Source organism: Streptomyces sp. SID12488, from assembly GCF_010548275.1.
Classification (GTDB): domain Bacteria; phylum Actinomycetota; class Actinomycetes; order Streptomycetales; family Streptomycetaceae; genus Streptomyces.
Map to the genome: position 1 here is coordinate 290,537 of NZ_JAAGLT010000004.1, position 24,103 is coordinate 314,639.

Sequence of the window (24,103 nt, forward strand, 5' to 3'; positions counted from 1 at the left end):
TGGAATCCATGACGGAGACGGAACAGAGGGCCACCCGGGATCAGCGGGCCCGCTTCGAGGCGCTGGCGCGCGTCGTGACGGAGCCGCTGCACCGCTATCTGCTGCGGCGCGCCGAGCCCGACCAGGTCGACGACGTCCTCTCGGAGACACTGCTGGTGCTGTGGCGCCGTATCGAGGACGTACCGGGTCTGGAGGCGTCGGGGTACGTTTCCGGCCCCGCCCCTGACCCCGACGCCGTGCTGCCCTGGTGCTACGGCGTGGCCCGCGGCTGCCTGGCCAACGCCCGTCGCGCGGACCGGCGTAGACGCTCCCTGCTGGAACGCCTGACGTGGACGGTGGCGGGCGCGGCGCGGGAGACGGGGGACGCCGACCACACCGCCCTGCACGCGGCGCTTGCCCAACTCCGCGCGCTGGACCGGGAGGTGGTCCTCCTGTGGGCGTACGAGGAACTGACCCCGAGCCGGATCGCCGAGGTGACCGGCCTGAGCGCGAACGCCGTGAGCATCCGGCTGCACCGGGCGAAGAAGAAACTGGCGGCCCAGCTGGAACGAAAGACCGGCCCGCACCCCGGACATGAGACAGACGAAGGACAAGGAACCGCTACCGGAAACGGAAACGGAAGGAGCAGTCGATGAACGACGACGAGTTGCTGGCCCACCTGAAGGCCACGGACCCGGCACTGACCTCGAAGGCTCCGCGACCTGACGTCACCCGTCTTGTGGAGGCCACGATGAACACGAACACGAACATGAACGCAGCCGCAACCACAACCACTCAGGTCGCACGGCCGCGCCGGCGCCTCGTACCGGCCCTGGCGTTCACGGCACTGCTGCTGGTGGGAGGCGGTGTCAGCTGGGGTGTCGCGCGGGGCGGAGAGAGTGCGGCGGACAACGCGGGGGCAGGTGTGGCGGGAGGCGGCCAGGTGCCCGGGCTTGAGCCCCTGACCCTGATTCTCCCGGACGGCGACTCGACGGCGGTGGTGAAGTGCGCGGCGCCCACACCCGAACTCCTGCGCCGCCACGAACTCGCCTTCGAGGGCACGGTGACGGCCGAAAAAGGCGACCGCGTGGTTCTCCGGGTCGACCACTGGTACCGCCTCGACGCCAACCTGGCGAACCCTACCGACGTGGTCCGCTTCAGCAGCGACAACGGCAACTCGGAGGCTCCGGACTTCCCGCTCGGCGCCCACTACCTCGTCACTGCCGACGACGCCATCGTCCCGATCTGCGGCGGCACGACCGTGGCGACGGACGAGGCGAGGGCTATGTTCCAGGAGGCTTTCGGGACCCCGGAGAAATAGCGGACAGGAGGTCTCTTCCGGCAGTTTCGGGCCAGGCCGACACGCACCGGGGCGCCCTGCCGGAGTGGAGGGCGCCGCAATGTCCGTATGGGGTAAGGCACTTGAGGTTCTCAGCGCTTCGCGCCGCTGCGGTACGTCGAGATGCCCAGGGCCAGCAGCCAGTAGCTGAGGAGCGCGCCCATCGAGGCTGTCGTGCCCCAGCCGTTCGCCGCGTAGAAGTCGGCCGGGGTGTTGCCGAAGAACAGGGACGGTACGAAGGCCAGGTTGATGCCTGCCAGGACGTAAGCCGAGCGGGCGGTCCAGCGCGGGAGGAGGTTCGTGCGGGCGAGCGTGAAGCCGGTCGCCGCCAGGAACATGGCGAGCAGGAGGCGGCCGATCGAGCCGTAGAGGATGTACGTGCCGTTCACGTCGATCGTCGGGTCGATGGAGTGGTCGGTGGCGATCACCGCGCCTGCCTCCAGGCCCATGGAGACCAGGGTGATCGTGGCGTAGGCGAGGCCCGTCGAGGAGGCCAGCGAGGCCGCCCACTCGTACGCCGGGTGCACCCGCTTCACCAGTTCACGGAAGCTCGTCACGAAGACGATCAGGAACGCCAGCGCGAAGATCCCGACCAGCAGGCGGGCCAGGACGTTCGCGTCCGGGGGCGGGCCCGAGTAGATGAAGTACAGGGGTACTTCGACGATCAGGGCGACCGCGGCGGCGATGCCCGCGGCGCCGGTCAGGCGGCGGGCGGTCGTCTCGCTCATTCCGGTCGGGTGGTGCGAGTCGGTCGCAGTGGCTGCGGCGGTTGTCTGCTGGGTCTTCGTCGTGTTGTCCATGTAAGGGATCGTGCCGGGCGCGGCGCTCTTCGTCCCTGGGCCTGAGCGGCGGATGTGGGGGTGGTGTTGGGTACACCTCCCGTTGTCTCCTCCCACGGCCGCACTGCGCCTCAGTGCAGGGCCTCAGTACAGGTCCTGGTCCTGGTCCGCGTCCTGGTCCTGTGCCTGTTCCCAGTCCTGGCCCTCTCCGTTCCCTTCCGCTTCCTGCTGCTGGGGCTGAGGCTGCGGCTGGGGTTGGACCGGGCCCCGCGTCGGGCTCTGGCTCTGCGTCGGGCTCGGGCTCTGGCTCGGGTCCTCCACCGGGGTCTGGGGCGGGGCCGGGGGGTCCTGCCTGGTCTGCTTCAGGCGTTCGGCGCCCACCTGGACCGCGTGGACCGTGTACTCCGTGCGCGGCTCGGCCAGGCCGCCGTTGGTGAGGACGATCGCGTCGTCGCCGACCCGTACGGCGGCGAGGTCCAGGGTGAGCGTCGCCGGGGCGCCGTCCAGCTCGCCGCGTGTCGACAACCGCAGGCCCTGTCTGGCGTCCCCCGCCTCCGGCAGGCCGACCTCCGTGACCCGCACCTCCTGGCGGGCGCCGCGTGGTCCGACCGCCGTGAAGCGGGCGCATTTCCGCGGCATCGTCTTCAGCCAGGCGAGCCGTCCGTCCACGTCGGCGCGGTGGGCCGCGGTGACCTGGTAGCGGAGCTGCCCGCCCTCGTCGTAGTCGTCGAAGCCGGCGACGGCACGGGCGCCGGCCGGTTCGCCCAGCAGCTCCTCCGTGTACACGGCGTCCAGGAGGCGCCCGCAGTCGGCGTCCTCCGTCGTCGCCTTGAGCAGCGCGTCCCGCCAGAGCGCGGCGCCCTCGGTGGGGGTCCAGGGCGCCCCGAGATCGGCGTCGGTGAGGAGGGCGCCCTGGGCCTGGGCGTCGGTGAGGGCGGTCGGGGTGGCCGGGGCCGCCGGGGACGCGGAGGCCCGCTGTGCGGCGGGGGAGGCGACGGGTCTGGCCTGGCGGCGTTCCATGGTGCCCCCGGCGCGGTCCTCGTCGTGCATGCACGCGGCCATCGTCAGCAGGGTGCCCATCCCGACGGCCGAGGCGAGCAGACGTACCGCACGGGGAGAGGGCCGACGGGTCATCAAGGGGTTCCTCCAGGGGCGCCGGTACGTCAGATCTCCCTCCGACGGCACCATCACGCGCCCGGTCCCACCAGCGGGCCGGGCCGTACGGGTGAGCGCGGCCGTCGGTGAGGGTGGGAAGCGGAGGGCGTGGGAGTCTGTGCAGCCGGGAAAGGAGCCCTCACCGTGACGACTGCGGAACCCACCACCCACGCCCGGCCCGACGACAGCTCAGCTCACCCCGTGCCCGTGATCATCGACTGCGACACCGGTATCGACGACGCCCTGGCCCTGCTGTTCGCCGTACGCCACCCGGGACTCGACCTCCGCGCGGTCACCTGTGTCGCCGGGAACACGGACGTCGACCAGGTCGTACGCAACACCCTCACCGTTCTCGACCTGGCCGGCGCCCCCGATCTGCCCGTCGCGCGCGGGGCCGAGCGGCCGTTGATCGAGCCCGCGCGGTCCGCCGCCCATGTGCACGGGCAGGACGGCATGGGCGACCTCGGCCTGCCCGCGCCCACCACCCGTACGACCGTCGACGTGGACGCGGTGACCCTGCTGCGCCGTGAGATCCTCGGCTCGCCCCGCCCGGTCACGCTCATCCCGACCGCGCCGCTCACCAACATCGCCCTGCTCCTGCGTACGTACCCCGAGGTGACGCGCAACATCGAGCGGATCGTCTTCATGGGCGGCGCGGTGGAGATCGGGAACGCCACGCCCGTCGCCGAGTTCAACGTGTGGCACGACCCGGAGGCCGCCGCGATCCTGCTCACCGCCGGGGTGCCGATCACGATGTACGGCCTGGACGTCTTCACCCGCGTCGTCGTGCCGGGGCCCGATGTCCAGCGGCTGCGCGCGAGCGACGAACCGGGTGCGCGGCTCGCCGGTGCGTTGCTCGCTCACCGCGACCCGGCCCTCACCGGCGACCCCACCCCCACCGGCAGCCTCGGCGACGCGGGTGCCGTCTGCGCGGTCGCCGACCCGGCGGGGCTGACCACCAGCCTGCTGCCGGTCGAGGTCTCCCTCGCCCCCGGCCCGACCCGGGGCCAGACGGTCGTCGACCGCAGACCGCGTGCCGGCGAGTCCGAGATCCACCACGGCACACGGGAAAAGTCGCTGGTGGACGTGGCGTTGGACATCGACGTGGAGAGGTACGTACGGCTGTACCTCAAGACGGTCGAGAAGCGATAGAGAAAGCCGACAGAGAAAGCCGATAGAGAAAGCGACAGGGCGCCAGGAGTTCGGGAAACGACGCCAGGGGTTCGGAAACGGCGTCCGCCCCGGTACCGCTCGCTGGGAGCGGTACCGGGGCGGACGTACTGGACGTACTCAAGCGTTACTGGACCGGGTTCGGAGCCGGGTCAGGAGCCGGGTTACGAACCCGCGCGACCCGCCTTGCGTCGCTTCGTCGCCATCACGATCGCCGCGCCGCCGATCAGCAGCGCCGCGGCGCCGCCCGCGAGCGGGACGGTGGCGCTGCCGCCGCCGGTCTCGGCCAGCGGGGGCTGGGAGCTGTCCGGGCTCGCCGGGGTCGCCGGCGGGGTGGACTCCGGGGTCGACTCGGACGGCGTCGGAGTCGACGTCGACGGCGTCTCGGAGGCGGGCGGGGTCGTCTCGGACGCGGGCTCGGAGGGAGTCGGCGTACCCGGGGTCTCCTCGGCCGGAGGCGTCGGGGTCGGAGTCGGGGTGCCCGGGGTCTCCTCGGCCGGCGGAGGCGTGGTCGTGCAGTCCTTCGTGCCGCCGTTCCACGCCGCGATCAGCTTGTCCTTGATGACCGGACGGTCCGGACCCTTGGGCAGGTCGCCGTGCTCGAAGCCGTCGTTGGCGTCGAAGTCGCCGTCGAACTTGACCTTGCCGCGGTAGAGGTCGATCTGCGCGAAGCAGCCCGCGTCCGGCACCGCGATGTCGAGCGAGTCGGTCTGGCCCTGCTTGACCGTGACGGTGTCGAAGTCGACGAAGACCTGCAGGCCCGAGGTGCCGAAGGTGGCGCCGTGGGCGATGTAGGAGGCGAGGGAGGCGGTGCAGGTGCTGGCGTCACCGGCGGTGCGGACCTTGATGTGGACCTTGCCGTCCTCGGTGGGCTTGAGGTTCTGGTCGTCGACGCGGACCGAGTCGAAGAAGTTCTGCCCGTCGACGGAGAACTGGCAGCGGTCGGCCTCGGTCTTCGTGCCCGCGCCGGCGCCGGGCTTGTAGCCACCGGTCTTGGAGCCCCAGCCGTCGCCGCCGGGTGTGCCGGTGGCCGAGGCCCCCGAGGCGGAGGCCGCGCAGAGAGCGATCGCGGCGGCGCCGGTCCCCAGAAGGTGCAGCGCGTTGACACGTCTCAGTATGGACATGCGGATCCCATCTTGGCGTGTACGAGAACCCGGGTACGGCGGGAGGGCAGCGCGTTGCGGCCGGGCCGTGCCAAGGGAGTCTGTTTTGAGGAACGCTGGGCTCATTGGTCACATGCGCCACAGCGTTTGCACATCGTGAATCGTGGGGAGCGGGGTGTCAACTTGCGGTAATGAAAAGAATGTTCGCGGTTCATAGCAATTCCGACACATAAGGAAGGGTGTGTTCCGGGGGCGCGCGGGTTCACGTTCCCGGCGGAGTGGACAGAGGTGGGCTTGTCGTCCGCCGGAGAAGTGCCGCAACCAAGGAGACAGTGAGTGCCCGAACCGACTCTGGACCTTTCCTCCCGGGACCCCGACTGGTGGCGACAGGCCGTCTTCTACCAGGTGTACCCGCGCAGTTTCGCCGATGCCGACGGCGACGGACTGGGCGACCTGAGGGGCATCACCCGGCGTCTGCCGCATCTGAGCACGCTGGGCGTGGACGCCCTCTGGCTCAGCCCCTTCTACCCCTCCGAACTCGCCGACGGCGGCTACGACGTCGCCGACTACCGTGACGTCGACCCCCGCCTCGGCACCCTCGACGACTTCGACGCCATGGTCGCCGAGGCCCACCGGCTCGCCCTCAAGGTCATGGTCGACATCGTCCCCAACCACACCTCGCGCCGGCACGTGTGGTTCGAGGAGGCCCTGCGCTCGGCCCCCGGCTCCCCGGCCCGCGACCGCTACGTCTTCCGCGACGGGCGCGGCGAGCACGGCGAACTGCCGCCCACCGACTGGCAGTCGGTGTTCGGGGGCAGCGCCTGGAAGCGGGTGGGGGCAGACCAGGGGCCCGACGGCCAGTGGTATCTGCACCTTTTCACGCCCGAACAGCCCGACCTGAACTGGGCCAACGAGGAGGTCCGCGCCGACTTCCGCACCACGCTCCGCTTCTGGTCCGACCGGGGCGTCGACGGCTTCCGTATCGACGTCGCCCACGCCCTGGCGAAGGACCTCGACGTGCCGCTGCGCGACCTGGGCGCTCCCGAACTGAGCGGCGCGGAGGCACTGACCGCCCTCCCGCCCGGCACGCACCCCTTCTTCGACCGCGACGAGGTCCACGAGATCTACCGCGACTGGCGCAAGATCCTCGACGCCTACACCCCGCCCCGGATGGCGGTCGCCGAGGCCTGGGTCCCGGGCGCCCGCCGCGCCCTGTACGCCCGCCCGGACGAACTCGGCCAAGCCTTCAACTTCGAGTATCTGCAGGCAGGTTGGGACTCGGAGGAGCTGCGCCGGGTCATCACCGACTCCCTCGCCACGGCCCACTCGGCGGGCGCCTCGGCCACCTGGGTCCTCTCCAACCACGACGTCGTACGCCACGCCTCCCGCCTCATGCTCCCGCCCGGCACCGACCTGAACGCCTGGCTCCTGTCGGACGGCACGGCCCCACCGGTCGACGAGGCGGCGGGTCTGCGCCGGGCCCGGGCGGCCACGCTCCTGATGCTGGCGCTGCCGGGTTCGTCGTACGTCTACCAGGGCGAGGAGCTGGGCCTCCCGGAGGTGGCCGACCTGCCCGCCGAGGCCCTCCAGGACCCGATCTGGGAACAGACGGCGCACACCAGCAAGGGCCGCGACGGCTGCCGGGTGCCGCTGCCGTGGACGACGACCGGCCCGTCGTACGGCTTCGGCGCGGGCGGCGCCTGGCTGCCGCAGCCGTCGGCCTTCGCGTCGTACGCCGTCGAGGCACAGGACGGGGCCGAGGGCTCGACCCTGGAGCTGTACCGCGCGGCCCTCGCCCTGCGCCGCCGCCTGCTGGACGGCGAGAACCTGACCTGGGCGGCGGAATCCGCCCCCGGAGTCCTCGACCTCACCCGCACGAACGGCTGGCGCTGCGTGACGAACCTGTCGGCCACACCGGTCGAACTGCCGCCCGGGGAAGTCCTGTTGAGCAGCGCACCGCTGGACGAGAACGGACGCCTGGGCCCCGACACGACGGCCTGGCTCGGAAGCTGAGGCCACAGTCGCAGTCACAGCCACAGGCGCAGCCACAGGCGCAGCCACAGGCGCAGCCCCAGCCATAGGAGCTGAACTCACCCTGCCGTGGGAGCGGTCGGGCTGGCGGAGGGACTGGCGCCGGTGTCCGGCGGCGGGGTGAGGACGACAATCGGGGCGCCCGGTACGGGGACGGGCGGGGTGACGTCGGAGGCCGGCAGCTTCGGCGGGGTGGTCTCCTGGAAGAGCACGGTGTCGAAGTTGACGAGCCCCGTCTTCTCCATGACCGTGATGTGGTCCAGGACGGTGGTGTTGGCCTGGTCGGCGAGGGCCCGTACCAGCGTGTTCTTGGTGGTCGACCGGATCTTGGCGACGGTGTTGAAGATCGACCCGTGGGTGATGCGCAGGATGTTGGCGAAGTCGCTGTCGAACTGCGTTCCCCTGCTGTCCGCGGTCAGGGTGGAGATGAACCCCTGTTGCTGCGGACTGGGTAGGTTGGGAATGGTGACCCCGAGTTGCGGAGCGATCGCGCGGACGGTGGCATCGAGGGCCGCGTGCCCGGCGACGAGATGCTGCCCGGCGGTGATGACGGCGGGCGAGGTGCCCTTCGCGATGGCCATCTGCCCGACCGGGTACTCCCAGAGGCCGGCCGCCCGCACCTTCACCACGAAGTCGCGGTCGGCCTCCGTCAGTGGCCCGGTGGGGGTCTGCGCGACGATCCGCGTGGGCGAACTGGACACGTTCTGGACACCGAGCATGGCGGGATAGGCGAGCGCGGCCAGGGTCAGCCCCAACGCGCCACCCACGAAAAGGGTGCCGGTCGAGCTTCGGGTGAAACGCACCTTGCCTCCTGAAGCGACGGGGAGTCGTCGAGGAGGAATACGGATACGGGTGGTGGCCGGAACCTTTCGTCTCCGTATGGCCTCCGTAAAAGACGCACCATGAAAGCGGACCCGAGAAGAGATAGAAGAGAGAACAGCGTGGAGACACTCGCCCTGGACGTGCCCGCGACCCCGACCGCTCCCGCCCTCCGCCTGCGCCCCTGGCACCCGGCGGACGTCGGCGCGCTGGTCGAGGCGTGCCGGGATCCCGTACTGCGCCGCTGGACGAGCCATTCGGTCGAGAACGACGAGGAGGGGCTGCGCTGGATACGGAGTCAGGAGCAGAGCTGGGAGGCCGGCGACCGGTTCGCCTTCGCGGTCGTCGAGGTCCAACCGGGTTCCGTACAGGGTGAGTTGGCGGGTCAGGTGGTCCTCAAGGGTGTGGCTCCCGGCAGGCGGTCGGCCGAGGTGGGCTACTGGACCGCGGCCCACGCGCGGGGGCGCGGAGTGGCCCCGCGCGCCCTGGAGGCGCTCACGGCCTGGGCCTTCGACACATACGGCGCCCCTGGCGACGCAGCCGGGCTCCAGCGCCTCGAACTCGTGCACCAGGAGGACAACGTGGCTTCGTGCCGCGTGGCGCACAAGAGCGGGTACGGACTCGACCGCGTCCTGCTTGCCGAGCCGCCCGCCTTCCCCCGCGACGGCCATGTGCACGTACGGCACAGGAGCCCCGCCCTCGTCTGAGGGCCGCGCCGCTCCCCGACCGCACCCTCCGTGGCCGTACTCACGCCTCCGCGGGCCGTACCGTCCCGTCGCCGGGTGTCTCGCGGCCCTGTTCGAAGATCGGGACGCCGCTGAAGGCCTGCGGCTGGGGCATCTGATGGCGGCGGCTGCCTTGATCACCCGCGAGGACGTCCCCACGGCTGTGGACCGCGTTGAGCTGCGGAGACTATTCCCGCCGGACGTGTGACATTGCCGCAGTCCCCCGTCAGCGCGTTGTGTGCTAGCGTGGTTTTCAGTTGCAGTTGTGGTTCCCAAAGATTTCGGTGTTCTTCTCCGGTCGGGGCAATCATTCCGGCGACGAGGGGTCCGCACGGTGCGGGCCCCCGAGCATGCCCCAAGGAGATTTAACATGGCCACCGGTACCGTGAAGTGGTTCAACGCGGAAAAGGGCTTCGGCTTCATCGAGCAGGACGGCGGCGGCGCCGACGTTTTCGCTCACTACTCGAACATCGCCACTCAGGGCTTTCGTGAGCTTCACGAGGGCCAGAAGGTGACGTTCGACGTCACGCAGGGTCAGAAGGGCCCCCAGGCGGAGAACATTCTCCCCGCCTGATCCGCGTGATCCTGCCGGTCCACTAGTGGATCGACATCGATACACGTGATTGTGGCCGGGGCCCGCACCTAGGGGTGCGAGCCCCGGCTCACAGTTTTTTAGGGACGGTTTCGCGCCGGATACTGGTCGCGCGTCCCTGGTTCTTGGGGGTAATCCCCACCACCGCTCGTTTCCTTTCGGCCCGTCCCCACGGCCTTTTTGTCCTGCATGCCGCCGCTCTCGCGGCGGACGCTGAGCGCTGCCGTGATTCTGTCGACGTGCCGCATTGAGGAAGGTTCTGCATGAACCGGTCGTTCGCCGACCTGGGCCTGCCGCCCTCGCTGCTGGCCTCCCTCACCGTCGAGGGCATCACCGTCCCCTTCCCGATCCAGGCGGCCACGCTGCCGGACACCCTCGCGGGCCGTGACGTCATGGGCCGTGGTCAGACCGGCTCGGGCAAGACCCTGGCTTTCGGCCTGGCCATGCTGGCCCGTCTCGCCGGACAGCGCGCCGAGGCGGGACGCCCGCTGGCACTCGTCCTCGTACCGACCCGTGAGCTAGCCCAGCAGGTCGTGGACGCGCTCACCCCGCACGCCCGCGCCATGAGCCTGAAGATGACCACGATCGTCGGCGGGCTGCCCATCGCCCGTCAGGCCCGTGCGCTGGGCGCCGGCACCGAGGTCGTCATCGCGACGCCCGGCCGGCTCCGTGACCTCGTCGACCGACGCGACTGCCGCCTCGACCGTGTCTCCGTCACCGTCCTCGACGAGGCCGACCAGATGGTCGACATGGGCTTCCTGCCGCAGGTCACGTATCTGCTCGACCAGGTGCCGCGCAAGGGCCAGCGCATGCTGTTCTCCGCCACGCTCGACGCGGATGTCGGCCGGCTCGCCCGCCGCTACCTGCACGAGCCCGTGGTGCACGAGACCGACCCGCACGCCGGCGCCGTCACGACGATGGAGCACCACGTGCTCTACGTCGACGATGTCGACAAGAAGACGGTCGCCACCGAGATCGCCGCCCGCGACGGGCGTGTCCTGATGTTCATGGACACCCGGCGCAGCGTCGACCGCCTCACCAAGCACCTGCTGAAGAGCGGCGTGCGTGCGGCAGCCCTGCACGGCGGCCGTTCCCAGCCCCAACGCACGCGCACCCTCGCCCAGTTCAAGACCGGCGAGGTCACCGTGCTGGTCGCGTCCGACGTCGCCGCCCGTGGCATCCACATCGACGACCTCGACCTGGTCGTCAACGTGGACCCGCCCGGCGGCGCCAAGGACTACCTCCACCGCGGCGGCCGTACGGCCCGTGCCGGAGCCTCCGGCAGCGTGGTCACCCTGGTCCTGCCCGAGCAGCGCCGCGAGATGCGGACCCTGACCCGGGCGGCGGGCGTCGACCCGAACACGGCCAAGGTCTCCCCCGGCGCCGCGGAACTGACCCGCATCACCGGCGCCCGTACGCCTTCCGGCATACCCGTGATCATTCCGGTCCCGGCTCCGACCCCGCCGGCCGCCCCCAAGGGCGACGGCTCCGGCGGCCGGTCCAGGTCCTCGCGGTCCCGGTCCGGTTCGGGCGCGGGTGCCGGTTCCGCCGGCGGTTCGGGTTCACGCTCCCGCCGCGGGTCTGCCGAGGGCGGTGCGGCCACGGCGCGTACGTCGGGCACCGGCGCCGCGGGCAAGACCCGTGCGACGGGCGGCGGCACCGCCAAGAAGGCGTCGCGTCCGACCGGTGGCGGTGCCAAGCCGCCGCGTGTGTCGGGCGGGAACCCGTCCGCCCGTACGGAGCAGGATCCCACCACCGGCGAGCCACGCAGCCGCCGGCGCCGGGCGCCCCGCAACCGGCGCCCGGGCTCCGACGCACGTCAGGCCGGCTGACCCCAGCCGCAGGCCTCAGCGTTGTCCCAGCTTCACCCAGCCGGTTGGTGTCAGGCCGACCGGCGCCCGCATCACCTGGCCCAGCACCACTGACGGGCCCCAGAACAACTGACCCCGGACCCTTCTCTGACCTGCGGAGGCACCATGCGTTGTGTGATCGCCCGATTCCCGTTCGACCTGATCATGAGCGAGGTCACGCACAAGATGGACGGGGTCGCTCCCGAGCCCATCACCAGTGCGGCCGTCAGCATCGGTGGCGTGGACTACCCCGTCAAGCAGGTCGGCGCGGTCATCACCCGCCTCGACCGGCGGGACTTCACCGAGAAGGAGATGATCGCCGCGCTCAACCGGCTCGGCTTCACCTGCCGTCCGGCCACCCCGGCGGCCCCGGCCCGTCCGGCGGTCATCGACCCGTGGGCCGAGATGCAGTAACCACCGGACGAGCCGGATGAGTCGGACGAGCCGGATGATTTGGGCTAGTTGTTCGGTTCAGTCGGATTCGGTTGTCTTTTAGTCGACCGGCACCCCCGTGACCGCCGCGGCCAGCGGGTACGCGCCTGTTTTCAGGGGCGTACCGACCTTGCCCGTCGCCGTTGATACCGGTACGAGGGTGCCGGCGTCGGCTGTGGTGACGTAGGCCGTGTCGCCGTTCCAGTCGAGGGCGACGTCGAAGGCGGAGCGGCCGACGGTGACCGGGGTGCCCGGAGCGCCGGTCACCGTGTCGAGCGGGGTGATCGTGTCCCCGTTGCTCGCGCTGATCCAGAGGGTGCGGCCGTCGGGTGAGACGGCGAGACCGTACGCCTGACCGGTGACCAGGTAGGTCGGGCGGGTGTCGTTCGTTGCGGTGTCGATGGGAGTGACCGTCGAGCCGCCGGAGTTGGACACGTACACCGTCCGCCCGTCGGGAGCCGCGACCACGTTGAACGGGTTCGGTCCGACCGCGATCGGCGTTCCGGCCCTGCCTGTCGCGATGTCCACCGGACTCACCGTGCTGTCGTGGATGTTCGCCACGTACATGGTGTTGCCGTCCGGAGTGATCGCCATGTTCTCCGGCCCGTCTCCCACCGCGACCTTCGCGCCCGCCGTGCCCGTGGCGAGGTCGATCGCCTGGACCGCGTCGTCGGAGTAGTCCGCGACCCAGAGGGTCCGGCCGTCGGGCGTGAGGGCCAGGCCCGCCGGTACGTCCCCGACCGCCACGGTCGCCGTGACCTTCGAGGCGGCGGTGTCGACGATGCTCACCGAGTCCGAACCCTGGTTCGCCGCATAGGCGGTACGGCCGTCCGAGCTGACCACGACCTCCCCCGGGTTGTTGCCGACGGGGATCTCCGTCGACGTCCCGGAGGCCAGGTCCACCGAACTGACCGACGCGCCACTGAAGTTGGCGGTAAGGGCGCGTTCGCTGGCTCCTCCGCTCTCAACTCCTCGTATCTGTACGGGAATTGCTCGGCTTACCAGGCCATCCCCGGTGACGGCGACCGACCTTACGCCCGCCGCTGCCCCGCTCGCCGCCGTGAAGGTCAGGGTCGTGGTGACCTTGCCGCCCGCAGGGACCGTCACCGAGCCGGTGGACGGGGTGATGGTCAGGCCCTCGACTTCCTTCGCCGTCCAGGTTGTTGTCCTGTCGGTGGTGGAGCTGTTGTCGGCGATGGTGAGGGTGGCTGTGGTGGTGGCGCCGGGGCTCAGGGACAGGGATGTCGGGGTGAAGGAGGCGTCCGGGCCCGGGTCGGGGGCCGCTCGCAGTGTCGCGTCGAAGAGGAAACGGTCGAGTACGCCGGGGGCGATCTGCTCCGGGACGGAGTCGAGTTGCTTGCGCTGGGACTGGAGGCGGGCGTAGAGGGTCGCCACGGCGTCCGTGTCGCCGTTCGTCTGCGCGAGCATCAGCTGTACGGCCGTCCTGCCTGCCTCTCCGTATGCGCCCAGCTTGTCGAGCCAGGCCGAAGTCTCCGTCAGGAAGCGTGAGTTGCGGAGGTTCGCACGGAGATCGGCGGGGGTGGCGGCCATCGCCGTGAAGTAGGCGGTGAGGGCGCGGGCCGCCTTGTCGAGGCCGACGCCGCTCTCGTACGCGGTCGTGAACGCCTTGAGGAGCGGGGTGAGGGGCGGGGATTCGGTGGCGTCGAGGAGGGAGGAGTAGTTGTTCTCCGCGAAGATCCGGAGGGCTGTGGCTGTGGCGGTTGCTGTGGACCTGGGCGCGGATGTGGTGGCTGCGAAGTCCTTTACCGAGGCCAGGAACGCCGCTCGGGGGTCGTACACCGTCGGGTTCCAGGCGTAGGACGCCGAGGTGAAGAGAGCGAGTTTGCTGGCCTCCGCCTGGATCATGGGGTTGGCGGTGATGCCCGTGACCTGGGTGGCCATGCCTGACTCTCGGCCGGTGTAGGGGCCCAGGAGGAGGCGGCTGGTGGTGTAGTCGTTCACCGGGTAGTTGTCCCAGATGAGGATGGGGTGACCAAACAACTCCCGTGCTTGGCGTGCTTGTTCGGTGCTGATCGTCGGCGCGATGACTCCGACGCCGGTCCATTCGACGACGACCGAGGGGGCCAGTTGCTCCCGTAGCGCGGTCTTGTACGGGGAGTCGGCGAGGTCCGAGTACTCGGTCGGGACCATCTCCAGCGGGGTAACGTCGTCGTGCGCGTCGACGAAGTCCCTGACGACGGCGTTGAGGAGGGCTGACTGTGCGGCCCCTGCCGCGCCGCCTCCGGTGCCGAACTTCTGCTCGTCGGCGGGGCAGTTCCAGGCCGTGTAGCTGATGTCGTCCAGCGGTACGGCGAACGAGCGCACGCCGATCGCGTACAGGGACTCGAACTTGGCGACCAGTGCGCCGACGTCGGCGGCCGAGGAGTAGCAGACCGACAGGCCGGGAGAGAGGGCGTAGGTGAAGCGGACGTGGTTCGCGGCGGCGCGGTCCACCAGTTGCTTCAGGGTGGCGAGCTGGGCGGGTGGGTAGTCGTCGCGCCAGTTCGCGCGCAGATACGGGTCGTCCTTGGGCGAGTAGACGTACACGTTCTGCTTCGTACGGCCGTAGAAGTCGAGTTGGGAGAGACGGTCCTGCTGGGTCCAGGGGGCGCCGTAGAAGCCCTCGACCACTCCGCGCAGTGCCGTTGCCGGCCAGTCGCGGACGGTTGTGGCGGGGACCGAGTGGTGGGTGACGAGTTGGCGGAGGGTCTGTGCCGCGTAGAAGGTGCCCGTCGGGTCGACGCCGGACAGGGCGATGGTGCCCTTGCCGGTGGCCAACGTGTAGCCGCCGGAGGGGAGTTGGGTGGGGGGTTCGGCGTGCAGGTGCTTGAGCGCCTGCGCCGTTGCCGGGTTCTCCTTGGGACCGCCGATGTAGACGGTGAGGGCGGCGGGGGGTGGGGGTGTCGGGCTGCCCGCGGTGACGGTACGGATGGTGCGGGCGCCAGCGTCGCGCAGTACGCGTTCGACGAGGGCGCGGGCGGCGGGGTCGGTGGCGTGGCCGATGACCTCGACGATGTGTCTCGGGACCGGTTGGGTGCCGTGGCCGGGAGTCGACTGCTGGGGTGTCGGCCAGATGTGGGGGACGGTGGACGCGGTGGCGGAGTGGGGCGTCGCCGCCGCGGCAGGGGCCGGGGCGGTGCCCAGCACACAGAGGGCCAGTGCGGCCAGGAGACCGCTCACTGACTTCAGGCCCGGGGTCACGGCCGGATTCGGTTTCGGTTCACTATTTTATCCATCATGCGGAATATTGGTGGATGGATTCACCAGACGGCAAGACCGCGTCCACTTGCTTTACTGAGCCCATGACCGACATCGAGACCCGCACCCGCACCGTCGCCCTCTCCGTCGCAGTCCTCGGCACCGGCATCATGGGTGCCGCCATGGCCCGTAGCCTCGCCCGCGCCGGCCACACCGTCCGGGTGTGGAACCGGACCCGGGCCAAGGCCGAACCGCTCGCCTCCGAGAACGGCGTCCAGGTCTCCGACACTCCCGCCGACGCCGTACGGGACGCGGATGTCGTGCTGACGATGCTGTACGACGGTGACGCCGTCCGGGATGTCGTGCGTGAGGCCGCGCCCGCGATCCGTCCGGGGGCCGCGTGGGTGCAGTCGACCACCGCAGGGGTGGACGCGATCGGTGAACTGGGCGCACTGGCAGATGAGTTGGGGCTCGCCTTCTTCGACGCGCCCGTGCTGGGTACCCGGCAGCCCGCCGAGGCCGGGCAGTTGCTCGTGCTCGCCGCGGGTCCCGTGGAGCACCGGGCGGCCGTCGAGCCCGTCCTCGACGCGGTCGGCGCCCGTACGGTGTGGACCGGCGAGGAGGGTGGGGCGGGAAGCGCGACGCGGCTCAAGCTCGTCGCCAACAGCTGGGTGCTGGCCGCCACCAGCGCGACCGGTGAGGTGCTGGCCCTGGCCCAGGCCCTCGGCGTCGACCCGCAGAGCTTCTTCGACGTGATCGCCGGCGGCCCGCTCGACATGGGCTATCTGCGTGCCAAGGCAGGCCTGATCCTGGACGACAAGCTGACTCCGGCGAGTTTCGCGGTGTCCACGGCGGCCAAGGACGCCCGGCTGATCGTCGAGGCGGGCGAGCGGAACGGCGTACGGCTGGATGTGGCCGCCGCGAGCGCCGAACGGTTCCGGCGTGCCGCCGAACAGGGGCACGGGGACGAGGACATGGCGGCGGCGTACTTCGCGAGCTTCGAGGAGAAGTAACCCGGGTCGGTGCCGTCAGCCCACCCGTACCTGTCGGCTGCCGCAGCTGCCGCACACGGCGTCGGTCAGGGGGGAGTGCATGGCGCGGCCGTCCTCGTCGACGTACTCCATCGGGTTGAGGCAGCCGGCCGGGTCGGGGAGGAGGACGACGACCTCGAAGGTGCGGTTCCAGGCCGCGCCGCAGTCGAGGCAGCGGAAGGCGAAGGTCTCGGTGAGGTTGTCGGACCTGTGCGGGCCGGCGTTCTCGTGCGGGCTCGGGCTCCTGTGCGGGCTCGGGCTCTCGCGCGGGCTGGGGTTCTCGTTCTGGCCGGGCATGCGGACTCCCTCTGCTGGCTGACGGGGTCCCAGGCCAGCAACCCCGGCCTCGGGCCGCCACCGGCGAGGGCCGTCCGGGTGATGGGTCATGGCTGTGGTCGTGGTCGCGGACATGGCTCGCGCTGCGTTTGCCAGTCGTCATGGTCGGCAGGAAACTGGTGGTGTCCTGCTTTTCTCTGCGATGGACTTTCCCGCCCGGTCTGCCTGGTCTTTCTGGTCTACCCGGTAATCACATGACCAATTTCGCCGGCGCTCCCATCGCACAGGAGGTATGCCATGAGCAGGAATTGTCACGTCAACTGCATCATTCCCCCGCACCTTCTCGACAAGCTTCTGGAGAGTGGAGACTCCGAGGTTCGCAAAACCGCCCTGGACACCCTGCTGACCACCGCACGGTTGCGCGGTGAGCGAGGGGTCCGGGCGTCCTTCGTCGGTGCCGCGTCCGCCGGGAACGGCCGCCGGACCGTCTTCGACTGCCATCAGGACAGACTCGCCTTCGCCGCGCTGGCCCAGACGGAGGACGGACCGGCGTCCGCGGACGAGTCCGTCAAGCGGGCGTTCGACGGACTCGGCATCACGCGCGACTTCTATCGCAGTGTGCTGGAACGGAATTCGCTCGACGACCGGGGAATGCGTCTGGACGGCTATGTCCACTTCGACGTTAAGTACAACAACGCGTTCTGGGACGGACGGCAGATGGTATTCGGTGACGGGGACGGAAGCATGTTCACCGACTTCACCGGATCCCTCGACGTGATCGCCCACGAACTGACGCACGCGGTCACGGAGTTCACCGCGGGGCTCGCCTACCACAATCAGTCCGGGGCGCTGAACGAGTCGATCTCGGACGTCTTCGGGTCGCTGGTCAAACAGTGGTCGATGAAGCAGTCGGCCGAGACGGCGGACTGGCTGATCGGCTCCGAGGTCTTCACCCCGGGGATCGACGCCGACGCCCTGCGGTCGATGAGAGCGCCGGGGAAGGCGTACGACAACGAGCTGTTCGGCAAGGACCCCCAGCCGGCCCACATGCGTCACTTCGCCCACCTGCCGGACACCGAGCGAGGCGACTTCGGCGGCGTGCACATCAACTCCGGCATCCCGAACAAGGCGTTCTACCTGACGGCGACGAACATCGGCGGGTTTGCGTGGGAGGCTCCCGGCCTCATCTGGTACGAGTCGCTCAAGGCGTCCAGCGTCGACACGCAGTTCCAGGACTTCGCGGACACCACCCACCAGAAGGCCGGGGAGGAGTACGGGGCCGACAGCACCGAGCAGTTGGCCGTGCTGTCGGCGTGGCAGGAGGTCGGCATCCAGATCACCGGGGTCCCGGCCGGGGTCGCCCGGGCCCGGAGCCGCGCGGCCGGCCGGAACGGTGCGCGGGGTCGAGCGGCCGGCCAGGACGGTGCGGCGGGCCGGGAGGACGGGATGGTGGCCCTGAACCGGCAGGTCGAGGCGCTGGCCGCCCAGGTGGCTGGGCTGTCCAAGGCCGTGACCGCACTGCAGCGGGAACGCGTGACCCACGGATGAGGGTGACTCTGGCGAAACACGGCGGGCAGGCGGCTGCGATCCAACTCCGCCTCCCGCTGAAGGAGTTGGACACGGACTCCCTGCCCGGGAACGCCGCTGCGGAGCTGGCCCGACTGGTCGCCGCGGTGGTTCCGGTGGCGGAGGAGCACCGGCCCGGCCGGGCAAGGGACGCGATGAGCTACACGATCACAGTGGAAGAGGACGGCCGTTCCGCCACCGTCCTCAACCAGTCGGACACCACCATGTCCCCGGGGTTCGCGGCGTTGCTGAGGTGGATCGAGAGTCGTGACTAGGGTTGGAGCTTCTCGCCCTTCGCCAGCATCGCCACGTACTTCTCGATCCGGCGTGCTCGGGTCTCGGCCTTCTTGGCCTCCTGGATGCGGTACAGGATCGCGTAGCGGTTCTGCCGGTCCAGGGTCTCGAAGGACGCCGCCGCGGCCGGGTCGGCGCTCAGGGCCGCCGCGAGGTCATCCGGCACCGTGGCGGTCCTCGCGCTGTCGTACGCCGCCTCCCAGCGGCCGTCCGCCTTGGCGCGGTCGATCTCCGCCAGCCCCTGCGGGCGCATCCGGCCCTGCTCGATCAGGACGGCCACCTTGCCGCAGTTGACCTTGGACCACTTGCTGCGCGGCCTGCGCGGGGTGAACCGCTGGAGCCACCACTGGTCGTCGAACGCGGCCTTCTGGCCGTCGATCCAGCCGTAGCAAAGTGCCACGTCGAGCGCCTCGGCGTAGTTCAGCGCATCGATGCCGGGGCCCTTCTTGCGCAGCTTGAGCCAGATACCGGGCGAGGCGGTGTGGTTCTCGCCGAGCCAGGCCTCGAAGGCCTCGGCGGATGGGAAGTCGATGGTCTCCAGGTCCTGAGTCACCCCGGCAGCGAACCACATCCGGCTCTTCGGCGGGAGGCCGCCGTGTCGTGCTGACCGCGCGGGCCGGTCCTGCCTTCCGGTCCCGGGTTTCCGGTCCTGGGTTCCGGCTCGGCCCGCCCCGCCGACAGTCGACGGGGCGGGCCACCGGGCTAGCGATTCAGCGTCACTGAACCGTGGCTGCCGTACTCTCCGTTCCCGCCACGCCCCCTGCTGCGGGCAGTGCGGGCAGTGCGGGCAGTGCGGGCAACGCAGGCAGTGCGGGCAACGGGGGCAGCGGGGCCGGAGGCAGCTCCAGCGGCGGGAGCTCGACCGGGGGCAGCTCCACCGGCAGTGGCGGCAGGCCGCCCAGGAGACCCCCGAGGAGGCCGCCGAGGGTGTCGAGGAGGCCGCTCACCAGGCCCGTGACGGTGCCCAACAGACCGCCGACCAGGCCGGTCACCGTGTCGAGGAGCCCGCTGAGAGTTGCCTGGAGCTTGTCCAGGAGGTCCGAGATCGGGTCGGCCATGACTGCCGCGGCCCTGTTCGTCGTACCGGTCCGTTCCGCCAGGCGCTGCTTGAGCGAGGCGTTCGCCGTCTCGACAGCCTTGGCGAACCCGGCCGCCTGGGTCGGGGTGAGGCGGCCGGTGCCGGTCTGCTCGGTGAGGTCGGTCAGGACGTTCAGTACCGGGGCGAGTGCGTCGCTGCGGTCGGCGCGATCGAGGGCGCCGAGCCGCTTGAGCATCCGGTCCGCGTAGGCGGAGGCATCGGAGGAGGTGCCGTACGTGGTGGACCACGACGTGTGGGCGCCGATGGAGGCGTAGGCGTCCCGGCTGGCGTCGGTGACGGCGACGGCCGTGCCGACCGGGCCGAATATCAGCGCGGCACAGACTACGGACGACGGGAGGAGAAGCCCGCGGGAGCGGGGGCCGAGGCCGGAACGGGATACGAGGGCGCGCATGCGCAGTCCTTTCGAGAGCTGCTCTCTTTGGGCCCACGGTGCGAACACCGGACACCGAACGCAACCGCTCACGGACTCTCGGTAAGCTCCGTCTCGTTCGCCGCGACCCGGCTGACCAGCGCGTTTCCTTGGTGCACCACATTGGTCGCGGCGTGGAGCCATTCGGCTGTCAGGGAGCTTCCTCCCTGGAGGGGGGTGTCAGATCTGCTGCCGGTGCGCGCCGTGCCCCTGCTGCCCCTGCCGCTGTCCGCGGCTCCTGAAGAGGCTGAGGCCCGCGCCGAGCGAGACGACTCCCATGCCGACGCCGGTCATGACGCCCTGCGATCCGTCGACGACGAACGGGGCGACGGCCGCGACGGCGAGGTTGAACAGGAACAGGAACCAGAGGACGGGCTTGGAGGCGAGCAGGGACTTCATGGGGTTTCCTTCCGGGGGAGGCCCATAAAGGGCCAGGTGGGAGAGGTGGTGGAGGTGCTTGGGGAGGTGGTCGGGGAGGCGTTTGCTTCCGAGATCAACGATCCCGGGAACGCCTCTCCGTCACGAGGGAGTGCTCTCCCGAACCCGAGGTGTAGCCCGCTACACCTTTTCGGCCCTCCGTTGCCATGTCTTACGAGGGCATACGAGAGGGTCGGCTCCGCCCGACAGCCCAGCCTCCGCCATCGCTACCGCTTCAGCGCCCGGTACCGCCTGAGCAGTGCGGTGATCCGGTCCGGGTCGGCCGCGCCGTTGAGCTCGGTGAGCAGGTCGTCGGGGCACAGCTGGTACAGGTCGCCCCACCAGCCGCGCCCCCGGTTGTCCCAGATCCGGTAACCACCGGGGACACCCCGGGCGACGTAACGCCTCCTGCTCACAGCCACTCCCTCCCCTCACACCCTCACAACTGGCTCCGCCACCAGGGCTCGTCGGGGTAATCCATCCGAAAGATCCTGGCCCGGTCCATGATTGTGCGGTCCAAAGCCCGTACGAGCGTGCGCAGTTCGCGTGCGCTCTTCCTGGGCAGTGCGTGGAGCACCTCTTCGAGGTGGTCGCGAAAGTACCCCGGCCAGCACCAGCATCCGAGGATGCCGCAGGCCTGCGCCGGGAACGGCTCGGCCAACTGGCGCAGCGGCCCGTACGCCAGAAGCTTCCACTGCAAGAAGGCCTCGGCCGTCGACTCCGGCCAGTGGCGACTCTGTTCGAGTCGGTGGATGTCGGCCGTGCAGGAACCGGAGAGCCCGTCGATAGAGGCGCGCCGGTGCAGGCTCTGGTTCCGGACGGGAATCTCGCCCCGCAGGGCGGAGGGGCGCCTACGCGGCACTGCCCTTTCGGTCGTCAGTCATGGGAGGGAACGTACAGGTCGAGATGGCGGGGCACCACGGAATAACGAGCAAGCAGATCAAGGGGCGTGCGGCACGCCGTGCGGCCGCCGATGTTCGACCGGGACGACCGGGACGACCGCACTGAGGGGGACGAGCCGTAGGTCGTGGCCGGTAGTCGCTGATCGGCCGTCAGCAGGGCAACGCGGAACGTGCCTCTCCCGTGGAAACGTCCGAAACGTACGAGGTTTAGACTCTCCCCGCAACGGCCCGAAACTCAGCGGTCAAGAGTGGGCGTAAATGGCCAGACCCGAAGGGTATTCGGCGCTTTGATACGGATAGATTCAGTCACCAAGCGATACCCGGATGGCACGGTGGCCGTCGACCGGCTCTCCCTCGACATACCGGATCGTTCGATCACCGTCCTCGTCGGCCCCTCGGGCTGTGGCAAGACGACCACCCTGCGGATGATCAACCGGATGGTCGAGCCCAGCGAGGGCACGATCCTCATCGACGGCGTCGACAGCCGTCAGCAGTCGGTCAACACCCTGCGCCGGTCCATGGGTTACGTCATCCAGAACGCCGGACTCTTCCAGCACCGGACGATCGTCGACAACATCGCCACCGTGCCCCGCATGCTCGGCTGGAGCAAGGACAAGGCCCGCGCGAGGGCGCGGGAACTGATGGAACGGGTGGGGCTCGACGCCTCGTTCGCCAAGCGGTACCCCTACCAGCTCTCCGGCGGTCAGCAGCAGCGCGTCGGCGTGGCACGTGCCCTGGCAGCCGATCCCCCGGTGCTGCTGATGGACGAGCCGTTCTCCGCTGTCGACCCCGTCGTCCGTAAGGTGCTTCAGGACGAACTCCTGCGCATCCAGGCAGAGTTGGGCAAGACCATCGTCTTCGTCACGCATGACATCGACGAGGCGGTCAAGCTCGGCACGATGGTCGCCGTGCTGCGCACCGGCGGCAAGCTCGCCCAGTTCGCGCCGCCCGCCGAGCTGCTCTCCGACCCCGCCGACGCGTTCGTCGAGGACTTCCTCGGCGCCGACCGGGGCATCCGGCGCCTTTCGTTCTTCTCCTCGGGCGGACTTGAACTGCTCACCACCCCGATCGTCGCGATCGACGCCACCGCCGAGCAGATCGCCGCGCGTGGCGACGCCGAGGCCCCCTACCTCCTGGTCGCCGATCTGGACGGGCGTCCGCTCGGCTGGAGCGAGCCCGGCAGGCTGACGGCCGGGCAGGTCGACGCCGGCCAACTGCTGCCGTACGGGCGGCCCTTCGTCGCCGGACGGGACTCGCTGCGCGCCGCGCTCGACTGTGCCGTCCTGTCGCCCACCGGCTGGGCGGTCGCCGTGGACGCCGAGGGCCGGGCCGCCGGAGTCGTCTCGCAGGCGGCCATCGGCGACGCCATCCGCGGCGCACACGCCCACGCGGCAGGCCGTGCGGAGCGGCCGACGACAGGGGACAGCGGGGACGCCGGGGGCAGCGGGAAGAGCGGGCAGAAGGTCGTCAGGTGAACTGGAACCGCTTCTTCGACATCCCCAGCGACCTCCAGCACGACTGGCTCGGCCTCATCGGGCTCCATCTGCGCGAGGCTCTGCTGCCGGTGCTTGGCGGGCTGCTGCTGGCCCTCCCGCTGGCCCAACTGTGCGTGCGGCTGCGCTGGTTGTACCCGCCGGTGCTGTGGGTGACGACCGTGCTCTACGCCATCCCGTCCCTCGCCTTCTTTGTCGTCCTCATCGACTACACGGGGCAGACCGAACTGACGGTGATGATCCCGCTCACCGTCTACAGCCTGGTCGTGCTCGTCCCGGCGATCGTCGACGGCGTCCGTTCGGTCCCGCAGGAGACCCTCGCCGCCGCGACCGCCATGGGCTTCGGACCCGTACGCCGTTACGTCCAGGTCCAGTTGCCGATCGCGGTGCCCGCCATCATCGCCGGTCTGCGGGTCGCCACCGTGTCCAGCATCAGCCTCGTCAGCGTCGGCATGCTGATCGGCAACCAGGGCGCGCTCGGCAACCTGCTCCACGACGCGCAGATCTACAACCGGCCGGAACTCGCCTGGAACTCCGTGATCACCAGTGCCGCCCTGGCGGTGCTCGCGGACGCCGCGCTGGTCGGCGTACGCATCCTGCTCACCCCCTGGATGCCGAGCGCCGCGCGCGGCGCCAAATCCATGCCCGCCGGGGTCCGGCCCGAGCCGGCCGTGCCCGCCCTGGAGGACGCAGCCCGGTGAACGTCATCAACTACATCCACGCCTTTTTCGGCGACAGCGCCCACTGGAACGGGTACGACGGCATACCCACCCGGCTGTGGGAGCACGTCCAGTACTCCCTGGAGGCGCTCGCCGTCGCCGCCGCGATCGGGCTGCCGATCGGCCTGATCACCGGTCACTACGGGCGGGGCGGCAACGTCCTCTCCCTGGTGGCCACCGCCGGCCGCGCCCTGCCCACCTTCGGCCTGCTGGTGGTGGCGACCCTCGCGCTCGGGTTCGGCATGCTGCCCGTGATGATCCCGCTGGTCGTCCTCGCCGTCCCGCCGATCCTGGTCACCACCTACGAGGCGATGCGCTCCGTGGATCCGCCCCCCGTGGACGCCGCGCGGGGCATGGGCATGCGTGAGTCCGGCATCCTGCTGCGCGTCGAACTGCCCGTCGCGCTACCGCTGATCCTCGGCGGGCTTCGCTCGGCGGCCATCCAGATCGTCTCCACGGCCACCATCGCCGCGTACGTCAGCCTCGGTGGCCTCGGCCGCTACATCGTCGACGGTCTCTACCAGCACGACTACGAGAAGGTGGTGGGCGGCGCCACCCTGGTCGCCGGCATGGCACTCGCGACGCTCGCGGTGTTCTGGGCGGCAGGCCGGGCGGCGGTCTCTCCCGGCGTGCGCCGGGGTTGAGGGGCGCGGGGAACTGCGCGACCAGCCACAACGGGCCGGCAGTTCCCCACAACCGTCAGTAGGTATGTGTACGTACGGTGC

25 protein-coding genes are annotated in these 24,103 nt (G+C 70.3%); 14 read left to right on the forward strand and 11 right to left on the reverse strand.

All coding sequences use genetic code 11. The annotated features are described in order from the left end of the window. Positions 1 to 8: 8 nt before the first annotated feature. A complete protein-coding gene (locus G3I56_RS09440) occupies positions 9 to 635 on the forward strand; it encodes a sigma-70 family RNA polymerase sigma factor (protein WP_203689501.1) in 627 nt (208 codons plus the stop codon). Beyond that, positions 632 to 1,300, forward strand: a complete 669-nt coding sequence (locus G3I56_RS09445) for a hypothetical protein (protein ID WP_164408432.1) — start codon at positions 632 to 634, stop codon at positions 1,298 to 1,300. The genes G3I56_RS09440 and G3I56_RS09445 overlap by 4 nt, the downstream gene beginning before the upstream one ends. 110 nt (positions 1,301 to 1,410) lie before the next feature. On the opposite strand, the gene G3I56_RS09450 is transcribed toward G3I56_RS09445, so the two are convergent. Both G3I56_RS09450 and G3I56_RS09455 read right to left on the reverse strand, forming a co-directional pair. Continuing rightward, positions 1,411 to 2,046: a hypothetical protein gene (locus G3I56_RS09450; RefSeq protein WP_164408530.1), complete on the reverse strand. Its 636-nt coding sequence runs from the start codon at positions 2,044 to 2,046 to the stop codon at positions 1,411 to 1,413. Between the two features lie 195 nt (positions 2,047 to 2,241). Beyond that, complete coding sequence (locus G3I56_RS09455; RefSeq protein WP_203689502.1) at positions 2,242 to 3,231, reverse strand: hypothetical protein; 990 nt, start codon at positions 3,229 to 3,231, stop codon at positions 2,242 to 2,244. A 165-nt stretch (positions 3,232 to 3,396) separates the two neighbouring features. Between G3I56_RS09455 and G3I56_RS09460 the strand changes: the two genes are divergently transcribed. After that, complete coding sequence (locus G3I56_RS09460; protein WP_343239909.1) at positions 3,397 to 4,404, forward strand: nucleoside hydrolase; 1,008 nt, start codon at positions 3,397 to 3,399, stop codon at positions 4,402 to 4,404. Positions 4,405 to 4,586: 182 nt separating this feature from the next. Here G3I56_RS09460 and G3I56_RS09465 read toward each other — a convergent pair whose 3' ends face one another. Then, complete coding sequence (locus tag G3I56_RS09465) at positions 4,587 to 5,546, reverse strand: LAETG motif-containing sortase-dependent surface protein (protein WP_164408433.1); 960 nt, start codon at positions 5,544 to 5,546, stop codon at positions 4,587 to 4,589. A 315-nt stretch (positions 5,547 to 5,861) separates the two neighbouring features. Between G3I56_RS09465 and G3I56_RS09470 the strand changes: the two genes are divergently transcribed. Further along, positions 5,862 to 7,538, forward strand: coding sequence for a glycoside hydrolase family 13 protein (locus G3I56_RS09470; protein WP_164408434.1), 1,677 nt, complete (start codon positions 5,862 to 5,864; stop codon positions 7,536 to 7,538). 77 nt (positions 7,539 to 7,615) lie between these two features. Here the strand turns inward: G3I56_RS09470 and G3I56_RS09475 are convergent, their stop codons facing one another. Next, entirely contained in the window at positions 7,616 to 8,359 is a 744-nt protein-coding gene (locus G3I56_RS09475) for a DUF4142 domain-containing protein (RefSeq protein ID WP_343239910.1), read from the reverse strand. A 138-nt stretch (positions 8,360 to 8,497) separates the two neighbouring features. On the opposite strand from G3I56_RS09475, the gene G3I56_RS09480 reads away from it, so the two are divergent. From G3I56_RS09480 to G3I56_RS09495, 4 genes are all read left to right on the forward strand, one after another. Continuing rightward, positions 8,498 to 9,082 carry a GNAT family N-acetyltransferase gene (locus G3I56_RS09480; protein WP_343239911.1) on the forward strand — a complete coding sequence of 195 codons (585 nt, stop codon included), beginning with the start codon at positions 8,498 to 8,500 and terminating at the stop codon, positions 9,080 to 9,082. 388 nt (positions 9,083 to 9,470) lie between these two features. After that, complete coding sequence (locus G3I56_RS09485; protein WP_006373337.1) at positions 9,471 to 9,674, forward strand: cold-shock protein; 204 nt, start codon at positions 9,471 to 9,473, stop codon at positions 9,672 to 9,674. A 281-nt stretch (positions 9,675 to 9,955) separates the two neighbouring features. After that, complete coding sequence (locus tag G3I56_RS09490) at positions 9,956 to 11,524, forward strand: DEAD/DEAH box helicase (protein ID WP_164408436.1); 1,569 nt, start codon at positions 9,956 to 9,958, stop codon at positions 11,522 to 11,524. Between the two features lie 144 nt (positions 11,525 to 11,668). Beyond that, a complete protein-coding gene (locus G3I56_RS09495; protein ID WP_164408437.1) occupies positions 11,669 to 11,956 on the forward strand; it encodes an SCO5918 family protein in 288 nt (95 codons plus the stop codon). Between the two features lie 78 nt (positions 11,957 to 12,034). Here the strand turns inward: G3I56_RS09495 and G3I56_RS09500 are convergent, their stop codons facing one another. Further along, positions 12,035 to 15,154: a beta-N-acetylglucosaminidase domain-containing protein gene (locus G3I56_RS09500; protein WP_343239912.1), complete on the reverse strand. Its 3,120-nt coding sequence runs from the start codon at positions 15,152 to 15,154 to the stop codon at positions 12,035 to 12,037. Positions 15,155 to 15,276: 122 nt separating this feature from the next. On the opposite strand from G3I56_RS09500, the gene G3I56_RS09505 reads away from it, so the two are divergent. Beyond that, on the forward strand, positions 15,277 to 16,185 hold the full coding sequence (locus G3I56_RS09505; protein ID WP_164408439.1) for an NAD(P)-dependent oxidoreductase: 909 nt from the start codon (positions 15,277 to 15,279) through the stop codon (positions 16,183 to 16,185). A 15-nt stretch (positions 16,186 to 16,200) separates the two neighbouring features. On the opposite strand, the gene G3I56_RS09510 is transcribed toward G3I56_RS09505, so the two are convergent. Beyond that, positions 16,201 to 16,500, reverse strand: a complete 300-nt coding sequence (locus tag G3I56_RS09510; RefSeq protein WP_164408440.1) for a hypothetical protein — start codon at positions 16,498 to 16,500, stop codon at positions 16,201 to 16,203. A 276-nt stretch (positions 16,501 to 16,776) separates the two neighbouring features. On the opposite strand from G3I56_RS09510, the gene G3I56_RS09515 reads away from it, so the two are divergent. Together G3I56_RS09515 and G3I56_RS09520 are read left to right on the forward strand one after the other, a co-directional pair. Then, a complete protein-coding gene (locus G3I56_RS09515) occupies positions 16,777 to 18,027 on the forward strand; it encodes a M4 family metallopeptidase (protein ID WP_164408441.1) in 1,251 nt (416 codons plus the stop codon). Next, positions 18,024 to 18,320 (forward strand): protealysin inhibitor emfourin, encoded by a 297-nt coding sequence (locus tag G3I56_RS09520; protein ID WP_164408442.1) that lies wholly within the window; start codon positions 18,024 to 18,026, stop codon positions 18,318 to 18,320. Before G3I56_RS09515 ends, G3I56_RS09520 begins: the two co-directional genes overlap by 4 nt. On the opposite strand, the gene G3I56_RS09525 is transcribed toward G3I56_RS09520, so the two are convergent. From G3I56_RS09525 to G3I56_RS09545, 5 genes are all read right to left on the reverse strand, one after another. Beyond that, complete coding sequence (locus tag G3I56_RS09525; RefSeq protein WP_164408443.1) at positions 18,317 to 18,910, reverse strand: YdeI/OmpD-associated family protein; 594 nt, start codon at positions 18,908 to 18,910, stop codon at positions 18,317 to 18,319. The two genes, G3I56_RS09520 and G3I56_RS09525, sit on opposite strands and share 4 nt — an antisense overlap. Positions 18,911 to 19,055: 145 nt before the next feature. Then, positions 19,056 to 19,829, reverse strand: coding sequence for a hypothetical protein (locus G3I56_RS09530; RefSeq protein ID WP_203689503.1), 774 nt, complete (start codon positions 19,827 to 19,829; stop codon positions 19,056 to 19,058). A gap of 198 nt (positions 19,830 to 20,027) precedes the next feature. After that, positions 20,028 to 20,246: a hypothetical protein gene (locus G3I56_RS09535; RefSeq protein ID WP_164408444.1), complete on the reverse strand. Its 219-nt coding sequence runs from the start codon at positions 20,244 to 20,246 to the stop codon at positions 20,028 to 20,030. 245 nt (positions 20,247 to 20,491) lie between these two features. Next, the gene (locus G3I56_RS09540; protein ID WP_164408445.1) at positions 20,492 to 20,680 is read right to left on the reverse strand and encodes a hypothetical protein; all 189 of its coding nucleotides are present in this window, start codon (positions 20,678 to 20,680) and stop codon (positions 20,492 to 20,494) included. Between the two features lie 23 nt (positions 20,681 to 20,703). Further along, positions 20,704 to 21,126, reverse strand: a complete 423-nt coding sequence (locus G3I56_RS09545; RefSeq protein ID WP_164408446.1) for a hypothetical protein — start codon at positions 21,124 to 21,126, stop codon at positions 20,704 to 20,706. A gap of 327 nt (positions 21,127 to 21,453) precedes the next feature. Here G3I56_RS09545 and G3I56_RS09550 point away from each other — a divergent pair, with 327 nt between their 5' ends. The 3 genes from G3I56_RS09550 to G3I56_RS09560 are packed head-to-tail and all read left to right on the forward strand — an operon-like array spanning position 21,454 to position 24,022. Continuing rightward, complete coding sequence (locus tag G3I56_RS09550; protein ID WP_203689504.1) at positions 21,454 to 22,641, forward strand: ABC transporter ATP-binding protein; 1,188 nt, start codon at positions 21,454 to 21,456, stop codon at positions 22,639 to 22,641. Then, positions 22,638 to 23,360: an ABC transporter permease subunit gene (locus G3I56_RS09555; protein ID WP_164408448.1), complete on the forward strand. Its 723-nt coding sequence runs from the start codon at positions 22,638 to 22,640 to the stop codon at positions 23,358 to 23,360. The genes G3I56_RS09550 and G3I56_RS09555 overlap by 4 nt, the downstream gene beginning before the upstream one ends. Beyond that, positions 23,357 to 24,022 carry an ABC transporter permease gene (locus G3I56_RS09560; protein ID WP_164408449.1) on the forward strand — a complete coding sequence of 222 codons (666 nt, stop codon included), beginning with the start codon at positions 23,357 to 23,359 and terminating at the stop codon, positions 24,020 to 24,022. Before G3I56_RS09555 ends, G3I56_RS09560 begins: the two co-directional genes overlap by 4 nt. Positions 24,023 to 24,103 lie beyond the last annotated feature (81 nt).

Excerpts from the sequence above, each read along its gene's own strand:
- G3I56_RS09440 (WP_203689501.1), top strand. The coding sequence starts at position 9 with ATGACGGAGACGGAACAGAGGGCCACCCGGGATCAGCGGGCCCGCTTC.
- G3I56_RS09445 (WP_164408432.1), top strand. The coding sequence starts at position 632 with ATGAACGACGACGAGTTGCTGGCCCACCTGAAGGCCACGGACCCGGCA.
- G3I56_RS09450 (WP_164408530.1), bottom strand. The coding sequence starts at position 2,046 with ATGAGCGAGACGACCGCCCGCCGCCTGACCGGCGCCGCGGGCATCGCC.
- G3I56_RS09455 (WP_203689502.1), bottom strand. The coding sequence starts at position 3,231 with ATGACCCGTCGGCCCTCTCCCCGTGCGGTACGTCTGCTCGCCTCGGCC.
- G3I56_RS09465 (WP_164408433.1), bottom strand. The coding sequence starts at position 5,546 with ATGTCCATACTGAGACGTGTCAACGCGCTGCACCTTCTGGGGACCGGC.
- G3I56_RS09485 (WP_006373337.1), top strand. The coding sequence starts at position 9,471 with ATGGCCACCGGTACCGTGAAGTGGTTCAACGCGGAAAAGGGCTTCGGC.
- G3I56_RS09490 (WP_164408436.1), top strand. The coding sequence starts at position 9,956 with ATGAACCGGTCGTTCGCCGACCTGGGCCTGCCGCCCTCGCTGCTGGCC.
- G3I56_RS09495 (WP_164408437.1), top strand. The coding sequence starts at position 11,669 with ATGCGTTGTGTGATCGCCCGATTCCCGTTCGACCTGATCATGAGCGAG.
- G3I56_RS09505 (WP_164408439.1), top strand. The coding sequence starts at position 15,277 with ATGACCGACATCGAGACCCGCACCCGCACCGTCGCCCTCTCCGTCGCA.
- G3I56_RS09510 (WP_164408440.1), bottom strand. The coding sequence starts at position 16,500 with ATGCCCGGCCAGAACGAGAACCCCAGCCCGCGCGAGAGCCCGAGCCCG.
- G3I56_RS09515 (WP_164408441.1), top strand. The coding sequence starts at position 16,777 with ATGAGCAGGAATTGTCACGTCAACTGCATCATTCCCCCGCACCTTCTC.
- G3I56_RS09520 (WP_164408442.1), top strand. The coding sequence starts at position 18,024 with ATGAGGGTGACTCTGGCGAAACACGGCGGGCAGGCGGCTGCGATCCAA.
- G3I56_RS09525 (WP_164408443.1), bottom strand. The coding sequence starts at position 18,910 with ATGTGGTTCGCTGCCGGGGTGACTCAGGACCTGGAGACCATCGACTTC.
- G3I56_RS09530 (WP_203689503.1), bottom strand. The coding sequence starts at position 19,829 with ATGCGCGCCCTCGTATCCCGTTCCGGCCTCGGCCCCCGCTCCCGCGGG.
- G3I56_RS09535 (WP_164408444.1), bottom strand. The coding sequence starts at position 20,246 with ATGAAGTCCCTGCTCGCCTCCAAGCCCGTCCTCTGGTTCCTGTTCCTG.